The sequence below is a fragment of the Bradyrhizobium sp. 192 genome (assembly GCF_023100965.1).
GTDB lineage: Bacteria > Pseudomonadota > Alphaproteobacteria > Rhizobiales > Xanthobacteraceae > Bradyrhizobium > Bradyrhizobium symbiodeficiens.
The window spans coordinates 5,420,015-5,436,047 of record NZ_CP064690.1 but is presented as its reverse complement, the minus strand read 5'-3'; the positions used below and the strand labels follow the sequence as shown (position 1 = coordinate 5,436,047).

General features: G+C 62.4%; 18 protein-coding genes. 7 read left to right on the top strand and 11 right to left on the bottom strand.

What is annotated here, in order from left to right:
* Positions 1-172 precede the first annotated feature (172 nt).
* Entirely contained in the window at positions 173-484 is a 312-nt protein-coding gene (locus IVB24_RS25170) for a DUF3572 domain-containing protein (protein WP_094977509.1), read from the bottom strand.
* Positions 485-723: 239 nt separating this feature from the next.
* Between IVB24_RS25170 and IVB24_RS25165 the strand changes: the two genes are divergently transcribed.
* Positions 724-1,089, top strand: coding sequence for a response regulator (locus IVB24_RS25165; RefSeq protein ID WP_094977510.1), 366 nt, complete (start codon positions 724-726; stop codon positions 1,087-1,089).
* 14 nt (positions 1,090-1,103) lie between these two features.
* The gene (locus tag IVB24_RS25160) at positions 1,104-2,477 is read left to right on the top strand and encodes a PleD family two-component system response regulator (protein ID WP_140480078.1); all 1,374 of its coding nucleotides are present in this window, start codon (positions 1,104-1,106) and stop codon (positions 2,475-2,477) included.
* A 724-nt stretch (positions 2,478-3,201) separates the two neighbouring features.
* Here IVB24_RS25160 and IVB24_RS25155 read toward each other — a convergent pair.
* Positions 3,202-3,423, bottom strand: coding sequence for a hypothetical protein (locus IVB24_RS25155; RefSeq protein ID WP_166469108.1), 222 nt, complete (start codon positions 3,421-3,423; stop codon positions 3,202-3,204).
* A 408-nt stretch (positions 3,424-3,831) separates the two neighbouring features.
* Positions 3,832-4,434 carry a TetR/AcrR family transcriptional regulator gene (locus IVB24_RS25150; protein ID WP_247769421.1) on the bottom strand — a complete coding sequence of 201 codons (603 nt, stop codon included), beginning with the start codon at positions 4,432-4,434 and terminating at the stop codon, positions 3,832-3,834.
* Between the two features lie 129 nt (positions 4,435-4,563).
* Here IVB24_RS25150 and IVB24_RS25145 point away from each other — a divergent pair, with 129 nt between their 5' ends.
* The 3 genes from IVB24_RS25145 (at position 4,564) to IVB24_RS25135 (ending at position 7,228) form a co-directional block, all read left to right on the top strand.
* On the top strand, positions 4,564-5,802 hold the full coding sequence (locus tag IVB24_RS25145; protein WP_094977516.1) for an MFS transporter: 1,239 nt from the start codon (positions 4,564-4,566) through the stop codon (positions 5,800-5,802).
* Between the two features lie 111 nt (positions 5,803-5,913).
* Positions 5,914-6,865, top strand: a protein-coding gene (locus IVB24_RS25140) for an IS630 family transposase (RefSeq protein ID WP_247769420.1) whose coding sequence is annotated in 2 segments (ribosomal slippage) — positions 5,914-6,254 and positions 6,253-6,865 — 954 coding nt in all. Because the reading frame shifts where the segments join, the coding sequence is not laid out codon by codon here.
* A 201-nt stretch (positions 6,866-7,066) separates the two neighbouring features.
* A complete protein-coding gene (locus IVB24_RS25135) occupies positions 7,067-7,228 on the top strand; it encodes a hypothetical protein (protein WP_247769419.1) in 162 nt (53 codons plus the stop codon).
* 94 nt (positions 7,229-7,322) lie between these two features.
* On the opposite strand, the gene IVB24_RS25130 is transcribed toward IVB24_RS25135, so the two are convergent.
* The 7 genes from IVB24_RS25130 to rpmG all read right to left on the bottom strand — a co-directional run bounded on the left by IVB24_RS25130 (position 7,323) and on the right by rpmG (position 13,850).
* Positions 7,323-7,673 (bottom strand): hypothetical protein, encoded by a 351-nt coding sequence (locus IVB24_RS25130; protein ID WP_247769418.1) that lies wholly within the window; start codon positions 7,671-7,673, stop codon positions 7,323-7,325.
* Positions 7,651-8,544: an acyltransferase gene (locus tag IVB24_RS25125; RefSeq protein ID WP_247769417.1), complete on the bottom strand. Its 894-nt coding sequence runs from the start codon at positions 8,542-8,544 to the stop codon at positions 7,651-7,653. The genes IVB24_RS25130 and IVB24_RS25125 overlap by 23 nt, the downstream gene beginning before the upstream one ends.
* A 260-nt stretch (positions 8,545-8,804) precedes the next feature.
* On the bottom strand, positions 8,805-10,559 hold the full coding sequence (gene arsA / locus IVB24_RS25120; RefSeq protein WP_247774169.1) for an arsenical pump-driving ATPase: 1,755 nt from the start codon (positions 10,557-10,559) through the stop codon (positions 8,805-8,807).
* Positions 10,560-10,722: 163 nt separating this feature from the next.
* Positions 10,723-11,910, bottom strand: coding sequence for an acetyl-CoA C-acyltransferase (locus tag IVB24_RS25115; RefSeq protein ID WP_247769416.1), 1,188 nt, complete (start codon positions 11,908-11,910; stop codon positions 10,723-10,725).
* A gap of 174 nt (positions 11,911-12,084) precedes the next feature.
* On the bottom strand, positions 12,085-12,537 hold the full coding sequence (locus IVB24_RS25110) for a DUF6789 family protein (protein ID WP_247769415.1): 453 nt from the start codon (positions 12,535-12,537) through the stop codon (positions 12,085-12,087).
* Positions 12,538-12,579: 42 nt separating this feature from the next.
* The gene (locus tag IVB24_RS25105) at positions 12,580-13,338 is read right to left on the bottom strand and encodes a DUF6064 family protein (RefSeq protein ID WP_247769414.1); all 759 of its coding nucleotides are present in this window, start codon (positions 13,336-13,338) and stop codon (positions 12,580-12,582) included.
* A gap of 344 nt (positions 13,339-13,682) precedes the next feature.
* Positions 13,683-13,850, bottom strand: coding sequence for a 50S ribosomal protein L33 (rpmG, locus tag IVB24_RS25100; RefSeq protein WP_008139339.1), 168 nt, complete (start codon positions 13,848-13,850; stop codon positions 13,683-13,685).
* A gap of 241 nt (positions 13,851-14,091) precedes the next feature.
* On the opposite strand from rpmG, the gene IVB24_RS25095 reads away from it, so the two are divergent.
* Together IVB24_RS25095 and IVB24_RS25090 are read left to right on the top strand one after the other, a co-directional pair.
* Positions 14,092-14,358 carry a type II toxin-antitoxin system prevent-host-death family antitoxin gene (locus tag IVB24_RS25095; RefSeq protein ID WP_094977520.1) on the top strand — a complete coding sequence of 89 codons (267 nt, stop codon included), beginning with the start codon at positions 14,092-14,094 and terminating at the stop codon, positions 14,356-14,358.
* Positions 14,359-14,363: 5 nt separating this feature from the next.
* Positions 14,364-14,630: a Txe/YoeB family addiction module toxin gene (locus IVB24_RS25090; protein ID WP_094977521.1), complete on the top strand. Its 267-nt coding sequence runs from the start codon at positions 14,364-14,366 to the stop codon at positions 14,628-14,630.
* Positions 14,631-14,633: 3 nt separating this feature from the next.
* On the opposite strand, the gene IVB24_RS25085 is transcribed toward IVB24_RS25090, so the two are convergent.
* Positions 14,634-15,962 (bottom strand): LLM class flavin-dependent oxidoreductase, encoded by a 1,329-nt coding sequence (locus tag IVB24_RS25085; protein WP_247769413.1) that lies wholly within the window; start codon positions 15,960-15,962, stop codon positions 14,634-14,636.
* Positions 15,963-16,033: the final 71 nt, after the last annotated feature.

Sequence of the window (16,033 nt, the reverse complement as noted above, 5' to 3'; positions counted from 1 at the left end):
CGGTTGAATCCGCCCAGGGCGTCGCAGTCGATGTGGGCGATGGTCAGGCCCGCGAGTGCGCGGTGGCGGACCATGCGAGGGGAACCGCACGCGGAGCAGCGCCGCATGCCAAAATCCAGGTCGGCCAGACAATCCCGGCAGAAGCAGCGGGGCCCGGCCGCCTCAGGAGCGGTCACGGCACGTCGTGCTCCCAGGAGCGGTCACCCAGCGCGTCGCCAAGGACCTGCCGCGCCGCTGCGACGTTGGTTGGATGCAGTTCCGCCGAGCTGGCAAAGGCCTTCACGGTGGCGTCGTCGCGCATCACGAAATCGAGCACGCTGAGGAGGAAATTGGGGTCGGCGGCGGCATTACGCAGGGTCTCCGGACCCACCCCCGTCTCAGCCAGGAACAGGCCCAGCCTTTCAGGGTCGCCTGCAACGAAGGACAGCGCCTGAATCGCAACGATTTCAGCGACTTCGCGAGGGTTGTGAACAGGCTTTTTCAAGGGGACGGTTTGCCTTTCCGTTAACTTTCGGTGTCTACTTTAGGGTCATCATGCCCGAGTCTCGGCCCCAAGTCTTCCGACCCGGCAAGCAGCTGGAAACCACATCGCATAAAGTCGCCCCTCGGGTTTAACGAAACTCAAGCGAATCTGAGGCTAGTTTGAATCCAGTTTTCAAAACGCCGGAAAGCGGCGTCTGAGGCGTTACATGTACCGGTCTGCGGACCAATCAGGAGGGCGGGATGGCTAAGACCGTCCTGATCGTGGAAGACAACGAGCTCAACATGAAGCTCTTCCGCGACCTGTTGGAGGCGCACGGCTACCAGACCACGGGCACCAGCAACGGCTACGAGGCGCTGGATCTCGTTCGAAAACTGCGGCCCGACCTCGTGCTGATGGACATCCAATTGCCGCAGGTCTCCGGCCTGGAGGTGACGCGCTGGATCAAGGACGATCCGGAGCTGCGTTCCATTCCCGTCGTCGCGGTCACCGCGTTCGCGATGAAGGGCGACGAAGAACGCATCCGCGAGGGCGGCTGCGAGGCCTATTTGTCCAAGCCGATCTCGGTCGGCAAATTCATTGAGACGGTCCGGCGTTTTATCGGATAGGAAGTGAGTTCACAGTGTCCGCGCGTATCCTGGTCGTCGACGACGTCCCTGCCAACGTCAAGCTGTTGGAGGCTCGCCTCTCCGCCGAATATTTCGACGTGATGACCGCCTCGAACGGCACCGAGGCGCTGGCGATGGCCAGCCGCGCCGAATGCGACATCATCCTGCTCGACGTGATGATGCCCGACATGGACGGCTTCGAAGTTTGCCGCCGGCTCAAGACCGATCCGGCGACGCACCACATTCCCGTCGTCATGGTCACCGCGCTCGACAGCCCGTCCGACCGCAACCGCGGGCTGGAGGCCGGCGCCGACGACTTCCTGACCAAGCCGGTCTCCGACGTCGTGCTGATCGCGCGGGTGCGCTCGCTGACGCGGCTGAAGATGATGACCGATGAGCTGCGCATGCGCGCCATCACCTCGCTCGAGATCGGCATGCAGGCGCCCGAGCGCAGCGCTGTGTCCGACACCGGCAAGGGCGGCCGCATCCTGCTGGTCGACGACCGCGAGTCCTCCTATGAGCGGCTGGCGACGATTCTCGCCGCCGAGCACACCATCGACGTCGAGCCGAACCCGACGGAAGCGCTGTTCCACGCCGCCGAGGGCAATTACGACCTGCTGATCGTGTCGCTCGACCTCAACAATTTCGACGGCCTGAGGCTGTGCAGCCAGGCGCGCTCGCTGGAGCGCACGCGCCACGTGCCGATCCTGGCGATCGCCGACCCCGAGAACTCGACGCGGCTGCTGCGTGGCCTCGAGATCGGCGTCAACGACTATCTGCTCCGGCCCATCGACAAGACCGAGCTGCTGGCGCGCGCGCGCACCCAGATCCGCCGCCGCCGTTACACCGATCATTTGCGCGACAACGTGCAGAACTCGATCGAGATGGCGATCACGGATGCGCTCACCGGCCTGCACAATCGCCGCTACATGGAGAGCCATCTGGCGACGCTCGCCGAGCAGGCCGCGACCCGCGGCAAGCCGCTGGCGCTGATGATCCTGGATATCGACTTCTTCAAGTCGATCAACGACAATTACGGCCACGACGCCGGCGACGACGTGCTGCGCGAATTCGCGGTGCGGGTGCGCAAGTCGATCCGAGGCATCGATCTCGCCTGCCGCTATGGCGGCGAGGAGTTCGTCATCGTGATGCCCGAGACCGATCTCCACGTCGCCGGCATGGTCGCCGAGCGCCTGCGCCGCTCGATCGCGGGCGAGCCGTTCTCGGTGCACAAGGGCACCAAGCGCATCGAAGTCACGATCTCGATCGGCCTGACAACGCTGGAGCAGAAGGGCGAGGCGGTCGCCGACGTTCTCAAGCGCGCCGATACCGCGCTGTACCGGGCCAAGCACGACGGCCGCAACCGGGTGGTGTCGCAGGCGGCGTAAGGGCTGCTCGCGCAAAATTCGCGAAAACAACCCCATGCACAGTAGAAGGCGCTAACCGGATCAATGGGTTAGGCGGGCGCAAAAGGTCTGCGCCGACCAGCGCGCATTTGACGTGTCGGGCAAAACAGGAGCATGCGGTCACTACGCCGGACCTGCTGCGAGGCGTGCCGAAGTGCATTGGCTGCTCCCTCCAACCCCGTTGTCATTTCCTACGATGGCAAAGACATCCGCAGCCGGCCGTTCCTCGGCTTCAATTCCGCTGTGTCTGAGGAGCGGTCACCTGCAGCGAAGTACCGCCACGACACTTCGGCGAGCGCCACCACGACGCCGGCAGATGCGAGAAGCACAAGCCAATCGCCGACCGATGTTTGTTCGAATGAGCGCCCCATAGTCCTGGAGATCACCTGAGGGGTAAGGACGTGCATCAGGAACGAGCCGGCCTTGGTTAAGACGTTGGGTCGACGGCTTCCACCTGTTTGGAACCAAGACGGCGATCACGTGACGTCGCGTGGGGCGTCCACTCGCGCGACCGCTGCCGGCGCTTCCGCGATTGATAGTGGCGCAGCCCAAAACCGGCAGCAAAACTAAGGGCGCAAGCCAGCGCTAGAAACAACGTACCCATCGCCAATGTCCCTAAAATGGCAGGGTAGCAGCGGGCTTGTTGCAGTGCAATGACAGGGTTTTGACGCTAAACCGCGCGCTCCCTCGGCGCTGCAGCCAAGTTTCACGAGGGCGTCAGCTTTTGACGCAGGGCATCGGCCTGCATACGCAGGTCACGAAGTACCTTGCCGTTGTCAGCTTGAGTTTCCTGCCATTCGATGCGCTCTTCGGCCGTCCACAGGTAGGATTCGCGCGCGAACCGGGCCTTTTCGGCCAGATCGAATGCCTCGTAGGTCCGAATCCATTGCTCGATGCGGTCGAGGCTCTCCTTGAGTGATGCGGGCACTACAAATCCTCGGCAGCGGCCGGAGCACTTTCGTCGTCCGCCGAGGTTTTGTGCAAGGGCTCAGCGGGCATCCCGCGAACGTTGCATCGGCTTTGTTGTTCCCGACTGAAATTTAAAGGAGTGACGGTTCGCTCCCATCATGACTGCTTGGGTGCAGGTCCGTGGCGTTCAAGCCATTCCGCTCTGGCCCGACACTCCTCCGCCATCCGAATAAGGGCAGCTTCGGCCCGAGGTTCAGTTGTTTGCGCGGCCGGCATTCGCCGATGTTTTCGAGTTTTGCGAAGGTCATCTTTCATGGCCGGGGACGCTACCTGCCCAACCGGATCAGCGCGCTTGCCTGGGCCAATGACGTCCACTCCTCAGGGGCGCACTGACCGCGCCATAGACCGATCGATACGCCAACGACCATTAGCGCCGAGCGCGCAGACTCTTCGCCGGCGTCGCATCCTCCCCCACATCCACCCCCGCATTCCGCAGCAACACCTTCGCCGCTTCCTTCGCCGCGCGGGCCATCGCGGGATCATCGCGCACGAGGTCCTGCGCGATCGAGCCGTCGACCAGCAGTACCAGCTGGGTCGCCAGCGCCTCCGCCTCCGCCACGCCGAGCTCGATCAGCCGATCGCGAAACCAGAGGCGGCGGCTTTCCTTGAAGGCGACCGCGATCTTCTTCACGGCGCGGTCGGCAGGGCCGAGTTCTGCGACGGCGTTGACGAACGGGCAGCCGCGAAAGTCCTTGGCCGCAAAGCGCCGCTCCAGCGAATCGAAGGTGGCGAGGATTTGCTCGGCCGGGGGCTTGTCGGACGGGCGCTGAGCTACGAAGCGGCGCTCGAGATAGGCCGCGATCAGCGCGTCCTTGGACGGGAAGTGGTTGTAGAGCGTGCGCTTGGAGATGCCGATCTCGGCCGCAATGGTGTCGACGCCGATGGCGCGAATGCCCTGCAGATAGAACAGCTTGTCGGCGGTCTGAAGGATCCGCTCTTTCATCGTCTGTGGGGCGGGCGGGGGAGCCATGCGGCGAAGCGCATCCTCTTGGCTTGACAGTTGGGGCCCAACATAGCCTAAGTACACAGGTCTGTGTAACCAAAATCAACCGATATTGCAGACGACGGCATTTGCGCCGTGCCCATGAGGGAGACGAAAATGCCCCTGCTGCAGGTCCTGCGTCCGACATTGCCCATCCTGATCGGCGCCTCGATCATGCTGACGCTGAGCATGGGGCTGCGGCAGAGCCTCGGCATCTTCATGCAGCCGCTGACGCACGACATCCATCTGTCGATCTCGGATTTCACGCTGGCGCTGGCGGTGCAGAACCTTGCCTGGGGCTTCCTCCAGCCGCTCGCCGGCGCGATGACCACGCGCTACGGCTTTCGCCCGATCATGATCGTCGGCTCGTTCATGTACATCGCAGGCCTCGTTCTGATGGCGACCGCGAACGGACTCGTCGCCATCATGATCGGCGCCGGCGTGCTGATCGGCACCTCGCTCGCCTGCACCGCGGCTGCGATCGCGATGTCGGTGGCGGCGCGCGCGGTGCCTGCGACGGTGCGCTCCACTGTGCTCGGCATCGTCTCCGGTGCGGGCTCGCTCGGCGCGCTGCTGTCGGCGCCGATCGGGCAGATGCTCAACGAAGGCTTCGGCTGGCGCGTCGGCCTGGCCGGCTTCGTCGTGATGTCGGTGCTGATGATCCCTGCGGCCTGGTATGCCGGGCGCGTCGACGCGGTCCCGCTGCCGAAGCCCGCGACTGACGAGATCGTCGATGCCACGGCGATGATTGCAGCGAAGACCGCCTTCGGCAATGCGTCCTTCGTGGTGATGACCTGCGCCTATCTCGTCTGCGGCATGCAACTGGTGTTCCTCACCACGCATTTGCCGTCATACCTCGCGATCTGCGGCCTCGATCCGATGCTGAGCGCGCAGACGCTCGGCATGATCGGCGGCTTCAACGTGCTGGGATCGCTGTTCTTCGGCTGGGCCGGCCAACGCTGGAACAAGCTCGCGCTGCTAGGCGGTATCTACGTCCTGCGCTCGCTCGCGCTCGCCTGGTATTTCATGCTGCCGGCGACGCCGTTCTCGACGCTGCTGTTCGGCGCCATCATGGGCTTCCTGTGGATGGGCGTCGGCCCGCTGGTCGCCGGCGCCGTGGCGGAGATGTTCGGCCTGCGCTGGCAGGCGATGATCCAGGGCCTCGCCTTCATGAGTCACCAGATCGGCAGCTTCCTCGGCGCGTACGGAGGAGGGGTGCTCTACGACGCGCTCGGCTCCTACACCATGGCCTGGCGCATCGGTGTGGCGCTGGGCTTGGCAGGAGGCATCGTGCAGGTGGCGTTTGCGCTCGTCAGGCCGTCGCAGCCACCGGCGCCGGTGTTGGGGACGGCGTAACGGCGGCGTCTGGTCGCTAGAGCATTTTCCAACCTGTCGGAATCGGTAGGGGATTCCCTTGCGAGGCAAATTGTGATTCACCCTGAGGGCTGGTGATGGAGGCCAGCCCCCATGGCTAAACCGCTGTCGCCGGACCTTCGCATTCGTATTATTCGGGCTGTGGAAGATGAAGGCATGAGCCGTCGGGGCGCCGCTGTTCGGTTCGGCGTGGCGCCCTCGACAGTGATCGAACTGGTTGGCGAGTGGCGAAGGACCGGCGCCTGTGAGGCGGGAACGCAGGGCGGAGACCGGCGTTCAGCTCGGATCGAGGGTCACGCTGCGGAGATCCTCTCCCTGGTCAAGGTTACGCCTGACATGACGCTGGCCGAGATCGCTGACCATCTCTTCAAAGTCCACGGCGAGCGTTTCGTGCCGAGCGTGATCTGGCGATTCTTCGATCGTCGCAACATCACGTTCAAAAAAAACATCGCACGCCAGCGAGCAGGATCGGCCGGACGTGGCCGCTGAACGCGCAGCGTGGAAGGCGTCTCAGCCTGAGATCGGCATCCATCGGTTGGTGTTCATCGACGAGACGGGGGCTTCGACCAAAATGGCGCGGCGCTACGGCCGTTCGCCGTACGGCCAGCGCTGTGTCGCAGCGCTTCCGCATGGTCATTGGAAGACGACGACATTCGTCGGCGCGCTTAGAGCGACCGGTATGACCGCGCCGATGGTCCTCGACGGCCCCATGGATGGTCCGGCGTTCGAGGCTTACGTGACGCAAGTCCTGGTACCGACACTCAAGCCCGGTGACATCGTGGTGATGGACAATCTCGCAGCACACAAGCGGACCGAGATCGCCATCGCAATCGACGCGGCGGGCGCTCAGCTCCTCTATCTCCCGCCTTATTCGCCCGACCTCAATCCGATCGAAATGGCCTTCGCCAAGCTCAAAGCCGCCCTGCGAAAGGCCGCCGCCAGATCAATCCAGGCTTTGGACAATGCTATCGCCCTCACCACAGCCGCCTTCACCGCCCAAGAGTGCCTGAACTTCTTCGCCGCGGCAGGTTATGATCGCGCCTGATCAGAATCTGCTCTAGCGTCTGCTGACGAGCTCTGGGCGGACGCCGCTCTGCCTGGTCGTGACGGACACCTTGTGACCCAGGGCTGATCTGCCCAATGCGCTCCTGAAACGTACCGAATTCGCTCTTAATTCCCATATATGAAGCTGGGTGAGGGAACTTTAGCGGGTGCCGGTACTTGCCTCTGTTGAAAGCAGGGCCGCATGTTCATTCTCAATGAGAAGATCGCGCCTCCACCCCGTCAGCAAATATTCAACGATTACGACCGTCAAGACGCCGCCATTGCAAAGCGGGCGGAGGACGAACGTTGGATGGAGCACATCATTGAAGCTTTCCTCGGAAAACTAAGACTGATTTGGAAGTAGTCGCGCTCAAGTCCGTATTTGCAAGTCTGTATTTGACAGGTGTTGCGGGGGCGTAGCAGGGCAGCAGACCCACGTGAGCATTTGTGAGCATTGGCTACGACGTCGCGACGTTTACCTTCACCGGTACGGGCAGCGGAAGGTGCAGCCCCCGAGCCAATGCTGGGCGTCTGGACGCAGGCTGCCTCTTCGGCAGCTTGCCAAAATGCGCGAGGGCTTGCATCAAGGCGCATCGCACGGCGGGCTCGATTTTCGCGCAGATAAACCAGCAGACCAGCACAAGCAGGCCCAGCGCGATCCACAAGGCTGAGGTGGCGTCGAGCCCGGCGTCGACCAGCGCACGAATGATCGCCGCGCCGATCACGTTGTGGGTGAGATAGAGCGGATAGGTGATCAGCCCGAGCGTTCTCAAATACGCCGGTGCTTCAGGAGAAGCGGTGCCCGCCAAGCGCCTGCTTCGTTTCGCGGCAAGGGCAATGACGAACACCGCGGCCGCCCAGACCATGATCGGAACGAGGGCTGACTGATCCGCGATGGCGGGTATCGACGTCAAAAAGAAATCGGCGAAGAAATAGATTTCCACGGCGCCCGAAAGACAGGTGACGGCGACGGCGACCTGTTCGAGCGCCGTCAATTGCCTGTTGGCGGAGATGAACAGCCAGATCCCCCAGCGCGAAGAAGCAGCCATGGCTCAGCAGGAATGCCGCGCACGGCACCCGGAACATCAGGATGACGAGATAGGGCAGGTCGGATGGCGTCGTGCATGACGCGACCAGCAGCGCGACGGCATTGAACATCGCGCTGTAGATGGTGAGACCAAAGGCCAGGTGCCGCAGCGTGATCTTCCGTGTCAGCATCGCGCAAAACACCAGCCCGTAAAACGCCGTCTCGGCGGCCAGCGTCCAGTAGACCTCGTCGAGCCACTGACCCGTGACGCCCTTGGGGACCATCAGCATGGCGTGGATGTAGGGCAGGATGAGTTCGGAGGCCGGCCCGCTGCCGAAGAGCAGCAGCACGAGCAAGGTCGCGGTGGCGCAGACCCAGACCGCCGGATAGAGCCTGAGCGCGCGGCCAAGAAGAAACGCGCCCGGCGAAGACTGGCTCGCGGAATTGGCAATGACGAAACCGGAGATGACAAAGAAGATCTCGACGCCGACCCAGCCGAACCACGTGAAGGGCGCGGCGGAGGGGTAGATAACATCGGCCGCGACGGTGCGCTCGAAGCCGGGGACGCCGATCGAGGTCCAGGCCCAGGACCAGAACATCTGGTGAAAAATCGCGACGCCGAGGGCGGCGGCGAAACGCAGCGGATCCAGCAACGGCAAATGGCTCTTCACGGCAATGGACCAGATTCATGCAACGATCCCGCTGGAGATAGAGAAGTCGGTCATGGCCCTCTGCGAGGTGGGTCACACTTGCGCTGCCGCGATCCAAATTGCTCAGATCGCGGCGGGGGGCTTGACGCAACCGGTGCTAGGCGGCCCAGGACAAATCATCGCGGTTACGACAACTCCGAGTCCCAGGGCTCGACCTTGATTGGACGCTTCTGGCCGCGCGCATCATCACCCCTCGAGCAAGTTCATGACAGCGCTCGAAGCTCTTCCACGCCGACAGGTGGTTTGCTTCGCCAGCCGACGATGAAGGCACGTCGTGCGAGCCCGCTCTGAACCCGAGCTATCTGCGTCCGCTCCGCAGCGAGCCGAAGCCGCAACAGTGGATCGCGGGTCCCTGAGACGGTGAGGCTTTTATTGATGACCCAGCCATATGGTTCGACTTCGGCACGCCGCAAGTCATCCTGAAGGGAGGCGGCCTCGGAAACCGGCGTCGTCTCCGGCAGCGTCACCAGAATCACCTTTGTGTGGTTTGGGTCCTGGAGTCTCATCAGGGGGGTAACGATACGTCCCGGACCGCTCGTTGCAAGTTGGCTCGTCATCTGGCGATGATAGGCGCCGGTGGCGTCCAGCAAGAGCAGCGTGTGGCCCGTCGGCGCCGTATCGAGCACCACGAAGGCGCTCCGGGCCTCCGCAACGACGTGCGAGAAGGCATGGAAAACAGCGACCTCCTCGGTACACGGCGAAGCAAGATCCTCCAGCAGAAGGGCCTTACCCGGCGCATCGAGGTCACGGCCACGGCTCGACAATATTTTCGCAACATAGCGCTCCGTCTCGATCCGGGGATCGATCCGGTCGACCGTGAGACCTGGCATGACGCCATCGACGACGAAACTGACGTGAGCTGCGGGATCGGTCGTGCTGAGATGGACGGCATGACCCCGCTTCGCTAACCCCACCGCGATGGCGGCAGCAAGCGTCGTCTTTCCGACGCCGCCCTTGCCCATAACCATGATGAGGCCGCGCTTGCCCTGCGCGATGTCATCAACCAACCGGTCCAGGCCTGGTAGGTCGACCGGTTCCGTGTCTGACACGGTGGATACGACTGATGGTTGATTGGCGGGTGACAGCAGCGCCCTCAGAGCCGTCACGCCGACGATGTCGATACCAAGCAAAGGAATTTCGTCTCGCGGCAATTTCGTGAGCGACGCCGGCATCGCGGCCAGCGCCTCGTCCTGATCCCGCTCAAGGGCAGCTGCAACGACGTCAGTCGGGTCCGCGGCGTGAAAGCGCCCGTTCACCACGAGAAGCTGGTTCGAGAGATTAAGCCCATCAAGTTCGCCCGATGTCCTTGCCGCCTCGCGGACGGCGCCGCGATCGGCGCGGGTGACCAAAATGATGGTGGTCTGGTTGGAATCGCCCAAGGCCTGGAGCGCCTTGCGAAAGCGGTCCTCCTGCATCTTCAGGCCGGAATGCGGCCCGAGGCAGGACGCTCCCCGATCGTTGTCCTTGAGAAAGCCGCTCCATGCCTTCGGCAGGCTAAGGAGTCGCAGCGTGTGACCGGTCGGAGCGGTATCGAATATGATGTGATCGAACCCCGTCATATCGCCGTCCAGCAGGCCCACGAACTCGTCAAAGGCGGCTATTTCGGTGGTGCAGGCGCCGGAGAGCTGCTCGCGCACGGTCGATCGTTCGTCCGTGGTAAGTTCGGGCCCGAGCTGTTCGAGGACGCGGCTGCGATAGGCCTCGGCAGCTGCCTCGGGATCGATATTCATCGCCGAAAGTCCGGTCACGTTTGGCACTGGCGTAGGGCGATCGCTCAAAGTGGCTTCGAGCATCTCGTCGAGGTTGGACGCAGGGTCGGTGCTTACGATAAGAACGCGAAGTCCACGGTCGGCGAGGGCAACGGCCGTGGCGCACGCAAGAGAGGTCTTACCGACTCCGCCCTTTCCGGTGAAGAACAGATAGGGTGTTGGGGCGGTCAGCGCGAGAAAGTGGTGCATCATAGGGTGTCCTGCGGCCGTAGTGGTCATACGACGAAGCGTCGACCGGTCCGGGCGCCGCGATCAGCTTTGCTCGCAAGATCACTCATCGGCTCAACGGTTCCGTCACGCCTGAAGACCGGCGCGTCCAGGCGCATCGTATCTTCATTTCGCGAAGGCGGGGTCAGTTCATCGATTCAAGCGCAAGCGCAATTCCCTGGCCGCCCCCGATGCAAAGAGTGACGATACCCTTTTTGACACCATCGCGTTTCATCGAATGCAGCAGTCGGGTGGTGAGCACCGCGCCGGATGCACCGATCGGATGACCATGCGCGATCGCGCCGCCCTCCACATTGACGATGCCGGCGTCGAGACCCAAGTCCTTCGCAACCGCAATTGCGATCGCCGCGAAGGCCTCGTTGATTTCGATGCGCTGGATATCCGAATTTTTCCAGCCGGCCCGGTCGAGCGCCTGCTTGACCGCCGGAACCGGACCCAATCCGAACATGCCTGGTTCGACGGCGCCGATCCCGTAGGCGACCAGGCGCGCAATCGGCACCAGGCCCTTCTTTTCGGCCCAGGCGCGATCGGCCACGATCATCGCCGCCGCGCCGGTGTTGAGCCCGGGCGCGTTGCCGGCCGTAATGGTGCCATCTTTACGGAACGCCGGCTTCAGCTTTCCGAGGCTTTCGATCGTGGTATCGGGCCGGTTGTGCTCGTCCTTGTCGAATTTTGTCGGACCCTTGCGGGAGGCAATTTCGACTGCCGCGATTTCCGCGGCAAACTTGCCGCCCGCCTGGGCCACGGAAAAGCGCTGTTGCGAGCGTTCGGCCCAACGGTCCTGCTCTTCGCGAGTGATCTGATGCGAGGCCGCGAGATCTTCCGTGTGCCATCCGGAATGTTGACCGGAGAAGGCGTCATTGAGACCGTCCATCAGCATCGCATCGAAAATCTTCGCATCACCCATGCGATAGCCCCAGCGCCCGGAGCCCATGAGATACGGGGCACGGTCCATGTTCTCCATGCCGCCGGCAATCGCGCTGTCAATGAATCCGAGCATCACCTCCTGAGCAGCACTGGCAATCGCCTGCGCACCCGAGCCACAGACACGGTTGACCGTCAGCGCCGGAACACCAACCGGAACGCCGCCTTGAATGGCCGCTTGCCGGGCCGGGTTCATCTTGTTGCCGGCCTGAATGACGTTGCCCATGACGATGGTGCCGACATCGCCGGGCGACAGTTTCGCGCGTTCAAGCGTTGCACGGATCGCCACGGCGCCGAGATCCACCGCAGGCAGATCCTTCAGCGCGCCGCCATACGTGCCGATCGCGGTACGCACGGGTGAGCAGATCACGACTTCCTTGTTGGCCATCGGTCATCTCCCGTTCTGGAGCCGCATCGCTTCGCGATGGGATATTGGTTGAAACTTAGTAACAAGGTCGACCGGGACTTTGTTGAGCTGAATCAACGGACGCAGGAATCAGCCGGCAAAGTAACGGCCATGTTTGACCCAAAGCGGAGTTGCCTGATCTCCTGTTCCAGCAAGTCAGGAATTGAGCGCGTCGTTAACGATGCCCAGGATCACGCTGTATGTCAGGAGCATCGCCAGCGAGAACAGTGCCGGCGAAATGCCCAGTCCAGCCTGGAATGCGAATAACCCAAGCCCGATCATGGGAAAGAACACCGTCCCCATGATCGCCCATCCGAGCACGCCGTATGCCATTCCTTTGATCGCGCCGATCTTGCCTGGCAGCCACCGATAGAGATGTCCAAAGGCGAGACTGACGAAGGTTGAGCCGTTCAGGAATGAAAGTAGCCAAGGCACCACGGGATGGATTGCAGTGCCGGTCACATGGCTCAGCGTCGTCTGGAGACTTTCGTAGGGCTCGAACGACGGAAGTAGTCCGGCCCAGGACTTGAAATACATCAGCAGCGAATGCGCGATGCTTCCGCACAACCCTGCAACGACTGCCTTCCAAATCCTATTGCCTGAAGGCATGCCAGGTTGCCCGTTCTCAGCGGTCGCTGCTGCCCGTCGCGATCATGGGCGCAATTCGATTGAAGGCGTCAATCTGGCCTCGTCAGCTGCGGCGCGTGCATGTCGGTTGCCGACGACGAGGATCGGAACGGCAATGAAGCCACTCACCAAGAGCAGCCAATCCTGCCGAACGTCCAGGAGGATAGCAGCGCTCCCGCCGATGACTGACCATATGAAGGGGATCACCAGAAGCCAGTACGAGAAGCGGTCGGTCGTCATAAGCAACAGACCGAAGGTGAAGATCGTGACAGGGCAGGGAGAAACTCCGAACATCGGCAACGTCGGCCAGGGATGCCCCGTCGCGATCCCGATCAGCGGATAAACGAGAGATGCGTAGAGAATGAACCCTGCGCCGATCGCCGCTCGAAAGCCGTAATTGATCGCGAAGCGAAGAGCATCGCGGACGATACCAGTGTAGAGGAGTGCCGCGCCCTCTGCCACGAACAAGGCGCCAAAGGCGAACGCGGCCTTGTTTATCGACGAGAAGAAGACGCCGTGATAGAGAATGCCGGTGCTTAGCCACATCAATCCAAGGACGGATGAGACTATGCGGTCGGAGGCACGGCCTTTCCGAAAAAGGGCGGCCACGGCGACGGCTCCGAGCACGTAAGCCAAAATTTGCGCGGGCCAGATCGCCTTGTTGTAGGTCGCGAAAACGTTGAGGAACTGCTCAAGCGTAAAAGGAAGCATGGGTGCGCTTCTCATGGACAATTTCGATTGAGCGTAGAGGACTGCGCTGCTTCGCCGCTTGATGAGGGTCAACGTCGTCACTCGAGGTCCGCTCGCTGCCCGAGGTCGACATGGATCGTTCGGCTTCGACGTCGTCCTCTGCGCGCATGGCGGAGCCAACACTTCGACGGTACGCCTAGGCTCAGCACTCGTGCCCCGGACGCCGCGCAGCGTTTCCGGCGATGCGAAGCATCGTCCGGTGTGGTGTGCTGCAGAGCCGGGGCCCATGTATCCGCATGGTGTCGTGTCGCGTTCTGGATCCCAGAGCAGCGTTGCATGCTGCACCGCGTCCGGGACACGAACGGAGTCGAAAACGAAAACGGGGCCCGTAAGGGCCCCGTCAAAGTCGGTAACGTCCGCGATCTTACTTGATCTTCTTACTTGATCTTGGCTTCGCGGAATTCGACATGCTTGCGCGCGACGGGGTCGTACTTCTTCTTGACCAGCTTGTCGGTCATGGTGCGCGAATTCTTCTTGGCGGTGTAGTAGAAGCCGGTGTCGGCCGAGGACACGAGCTTGACCTTGATGGTGACCGCTTTGGCCATGTTCTGAACCTCAGGAATGAAAGGAATCTGGAGCGGGCCAAACGGCCCGCGTTGGCCGGCAACCTAGCCAGAAACCGCCTGATGTCAAGGTTTTGGGGCCGGAAAACCACTCAATTCGGTCCCATCAGATATCAACGGAGCTATCGCAGAGAGCCGCTCGACCTGCCGGTCACTCCTTGTAAAAGCTTATGTACAATGATATGTACGATTATCTGTACAATGCGGACGAGGAAGAATTGCTATGGCGCACGTTTCGTACACGGAGCTGCGGGGAAATCTTGCGGCCTACATGGATCAGGTCTGCGACGATCGCGCGCCTCTCGTTGTGACGCGCCAGAACGCCCGCAGCGTGGTGATGCTCTCGGAGGAAGAGTATGAGGGTCTTGTGGAGACGGTCCATCTTCTGAAGAGCCCGGCCAATGCCGCACGCCTTCTGCGCTCCATCAAGGAGGCCGACGAAGGCAAGCTCGTCGCGCATGAATTGATCGAGCCCGGCTCGACCGGCTAGGCGACATGCTGATCGCCTGGACCGAGATCGCCTGGCAAGACTACCTGCGATGGCAGCAAGAGGACGAAAAAATCCTCTCGGCCATCAACGATCTGATCAAGGACATTAAGAGAGATCCGTTCAAGGGGATCGGAAAGCCGGAGCCCCTCAAACATGATCTGCGCGGCTGGTGGTCTCGCCGCATCACGGGCGAACACCGGCTGGTGTATCGCCTTCAGGGCAAGGATGACGCGCAACAACTCGTCATCGCCCAATGTCGATACCACTACTGAGAACTATGAGGCCTCGAAGAACCGGTTTTTCGGCCGGGGCAGGCCGAGATTCTCCCTCAAAGTGGGCCCTTCATACTCCTTCCGGAAAATCCCGCGCTGCTGCAGCTCCGGGACCACCTTGTCGACGAAATCGTCGAGGCCGGCGGGCAGGAACGGGAACATGATGTTGAAGCCGTCAGAGCCGCGCCCGACCAGCCATTCCTCCATCTGGTCGGCGATGGTCTTGGCGGTGCCGACAAACGAGAGCCCGCCATAGCCGCCGACGCGCTGGGCGAGCTGGCGCACGGTCAGCTTGTCGCGCCTGGCGAGGTCGACCATGCGCTGGCGGCCGCTCTTGCTGGCGTTGGTTTCGGGGATATCGGGCAGCGGGCCATCGGGATCGAAGCCGGAGGCATCGGTGCCGAGGATGACGGACAGCGAGGCGATGGCGCTGTCGTAATGCACGCGGCGGTCGAGCAGCGCGCGCTTCTCCCTGGCTTCGTCGACGCTGTCGCCGACCACGACGAAGGCGCCGGGGAGGATCTTGAGATGTTCTGGATCGCGGCCAACCTTCTCCATGCGGCCCTTGATGTCGGCGTAGAGCTTTTGCCCGTCGGCGAGGCTGCCGCCGCCGGTGAACACGGCTTCCGCGGTCTCGGCGGCGAGCTGCTTGCCGTCTTCGGAGGCGCCGGCCTGCACGATCACGGGCCAGCCCTGCACGGGACGGGCGATGTTGAGGGGGCCGCGCACCTTCAGATATTTGCCGTTGTGGTCGAGCGTGTGCATTTTCGATGGATCGAAGAACAGGCCGCTCTCGACATCACGCACGAAGGCGTCGTCGGCGAAGGAATCCCACAGGCCCGTGACGACGTCGTAGAACTCGCGGGCGCGCTTGTAACGCTCGGCGTGCTCCATGTGGTCGTCGAGGCCGAAATTCAGCGCCGCGTCCGGGTTCGACGTCGTGACGATGTTCCAGCCGGCGCGGCCACCGCTGAGATGATCGAGCGAGGCGAAGCGGCGCGCGACGTGATAGGGCTCGTCGAACGTGGTCGAGCCCGTCGCGATCAAGCCGATCCGCTCGGTGACGGCCGACAGCGCTGACAAGAGCGTGAACGGCTCGAACGAGGTCACGGTATGGCTGCGCTTGAGCGCATTGATCGGCATGTTCAGCACGGCCAGATGATCGGCCATGAAGAAGGCGTCGAACTTGCCGGCCTCGAGCTTCCGGATCAGCGTCTTGATGTGCGAAAAGTTGAAATTGGCGTCGGGCCAGGCCCCGGGATAGCGCCAGGCGCCGGTATGGATGCTGATCGGGCGCATGAACGCGCCAAGCTTGAGTTGCCGTTGTGCCATCGCCCGGTGTCCGTTCTTGGTGACGTTGAGAAAGACATAGGCATGAGTGGGAACTCCGCCATTGGGGGAGG

Excerpts from the sequence above, each read along its gene's own strand:
- IVB24_RS25165 (WP_094977510.1), top strand. The coding sequence starts at position 724 with ATGGCTAAGACCGTCCTGATCGTGGAAGACAACGAGCTCAACATGAAG.
- IVB24_RS25150 (WP_247769421.1), bottom strand. The coding sequence starts at position 4,434 with ATGGCTCCCCCGCCCGCCCCACAGACGATGAAAGAGCGGATCCTTCAG.
- IVB24_RS25145 (WP_094977516.1), top strand. The coding sequence starts at position 4,564 with ATGCCCCTGCTGCAGGTCCTGCGTCCGACATTGCCCATCCTGATCGGC.
- IVB24_RS25135 (WP_247769419.1), top strand. The coding sequence starts at position 7,067 with ATGTTCATTCTCAATGAGAAGATCGCGCCTCCACCCCGTCAGCAAATA.
- arsA (WP_247774169.1), bottom strand. The coding sequence starts at position 10,559 with ATGCACCACTTTCTCGCGCTGACCGCCCCAACACCCTATCTGTTCTTC.
- IVB24_RS25115 (WP_247769416.1), bottom strand. The coding sequence starts at position 11,910 with ATGGCCAACAAGGAAGTCGTGATCTGCTCACCCGTGCGTACCGCGATC.
- IVB24_RS25110 (WP_247769415.1), bottom strand. The coding sequence starts at position 12,537 with ATGCCTTCAGGCAATAGGATTTGGAAGGCAGTCGTTGCAGGGTTGTGC.
- rpmG (WP_008139339.1), bottom strand. The coding sequence starts at position 13,850 with ATGGCCAAAGCGGTCACCATCAAGGTCAAGCTCGTGTCCTCGGCCGAC.
- IVB24_RS25095 (WP_094977520.1), top strand. The coding sequence starts at position 14,092 with ATGGCGCACGTTTCGTACACGGAGCTGCGGGGAAATCTTGCGGCCTAC.
- IVB24_RS25090 (WP_094977521.1), top strand. The coding sequence starts at position 14,364 with ATGCTGATCGCCTGGACCGAGATCGCCTGGCAAGACTACCTGCGATGG.
- IVB24_RS25085 (WP_247769413.1), bottom strand. The coding sequence starts at position 15,962 with ATGGCACAACGGCAACTCAAGCTTGGCGCGTTCATGCGCCCGATCAGC.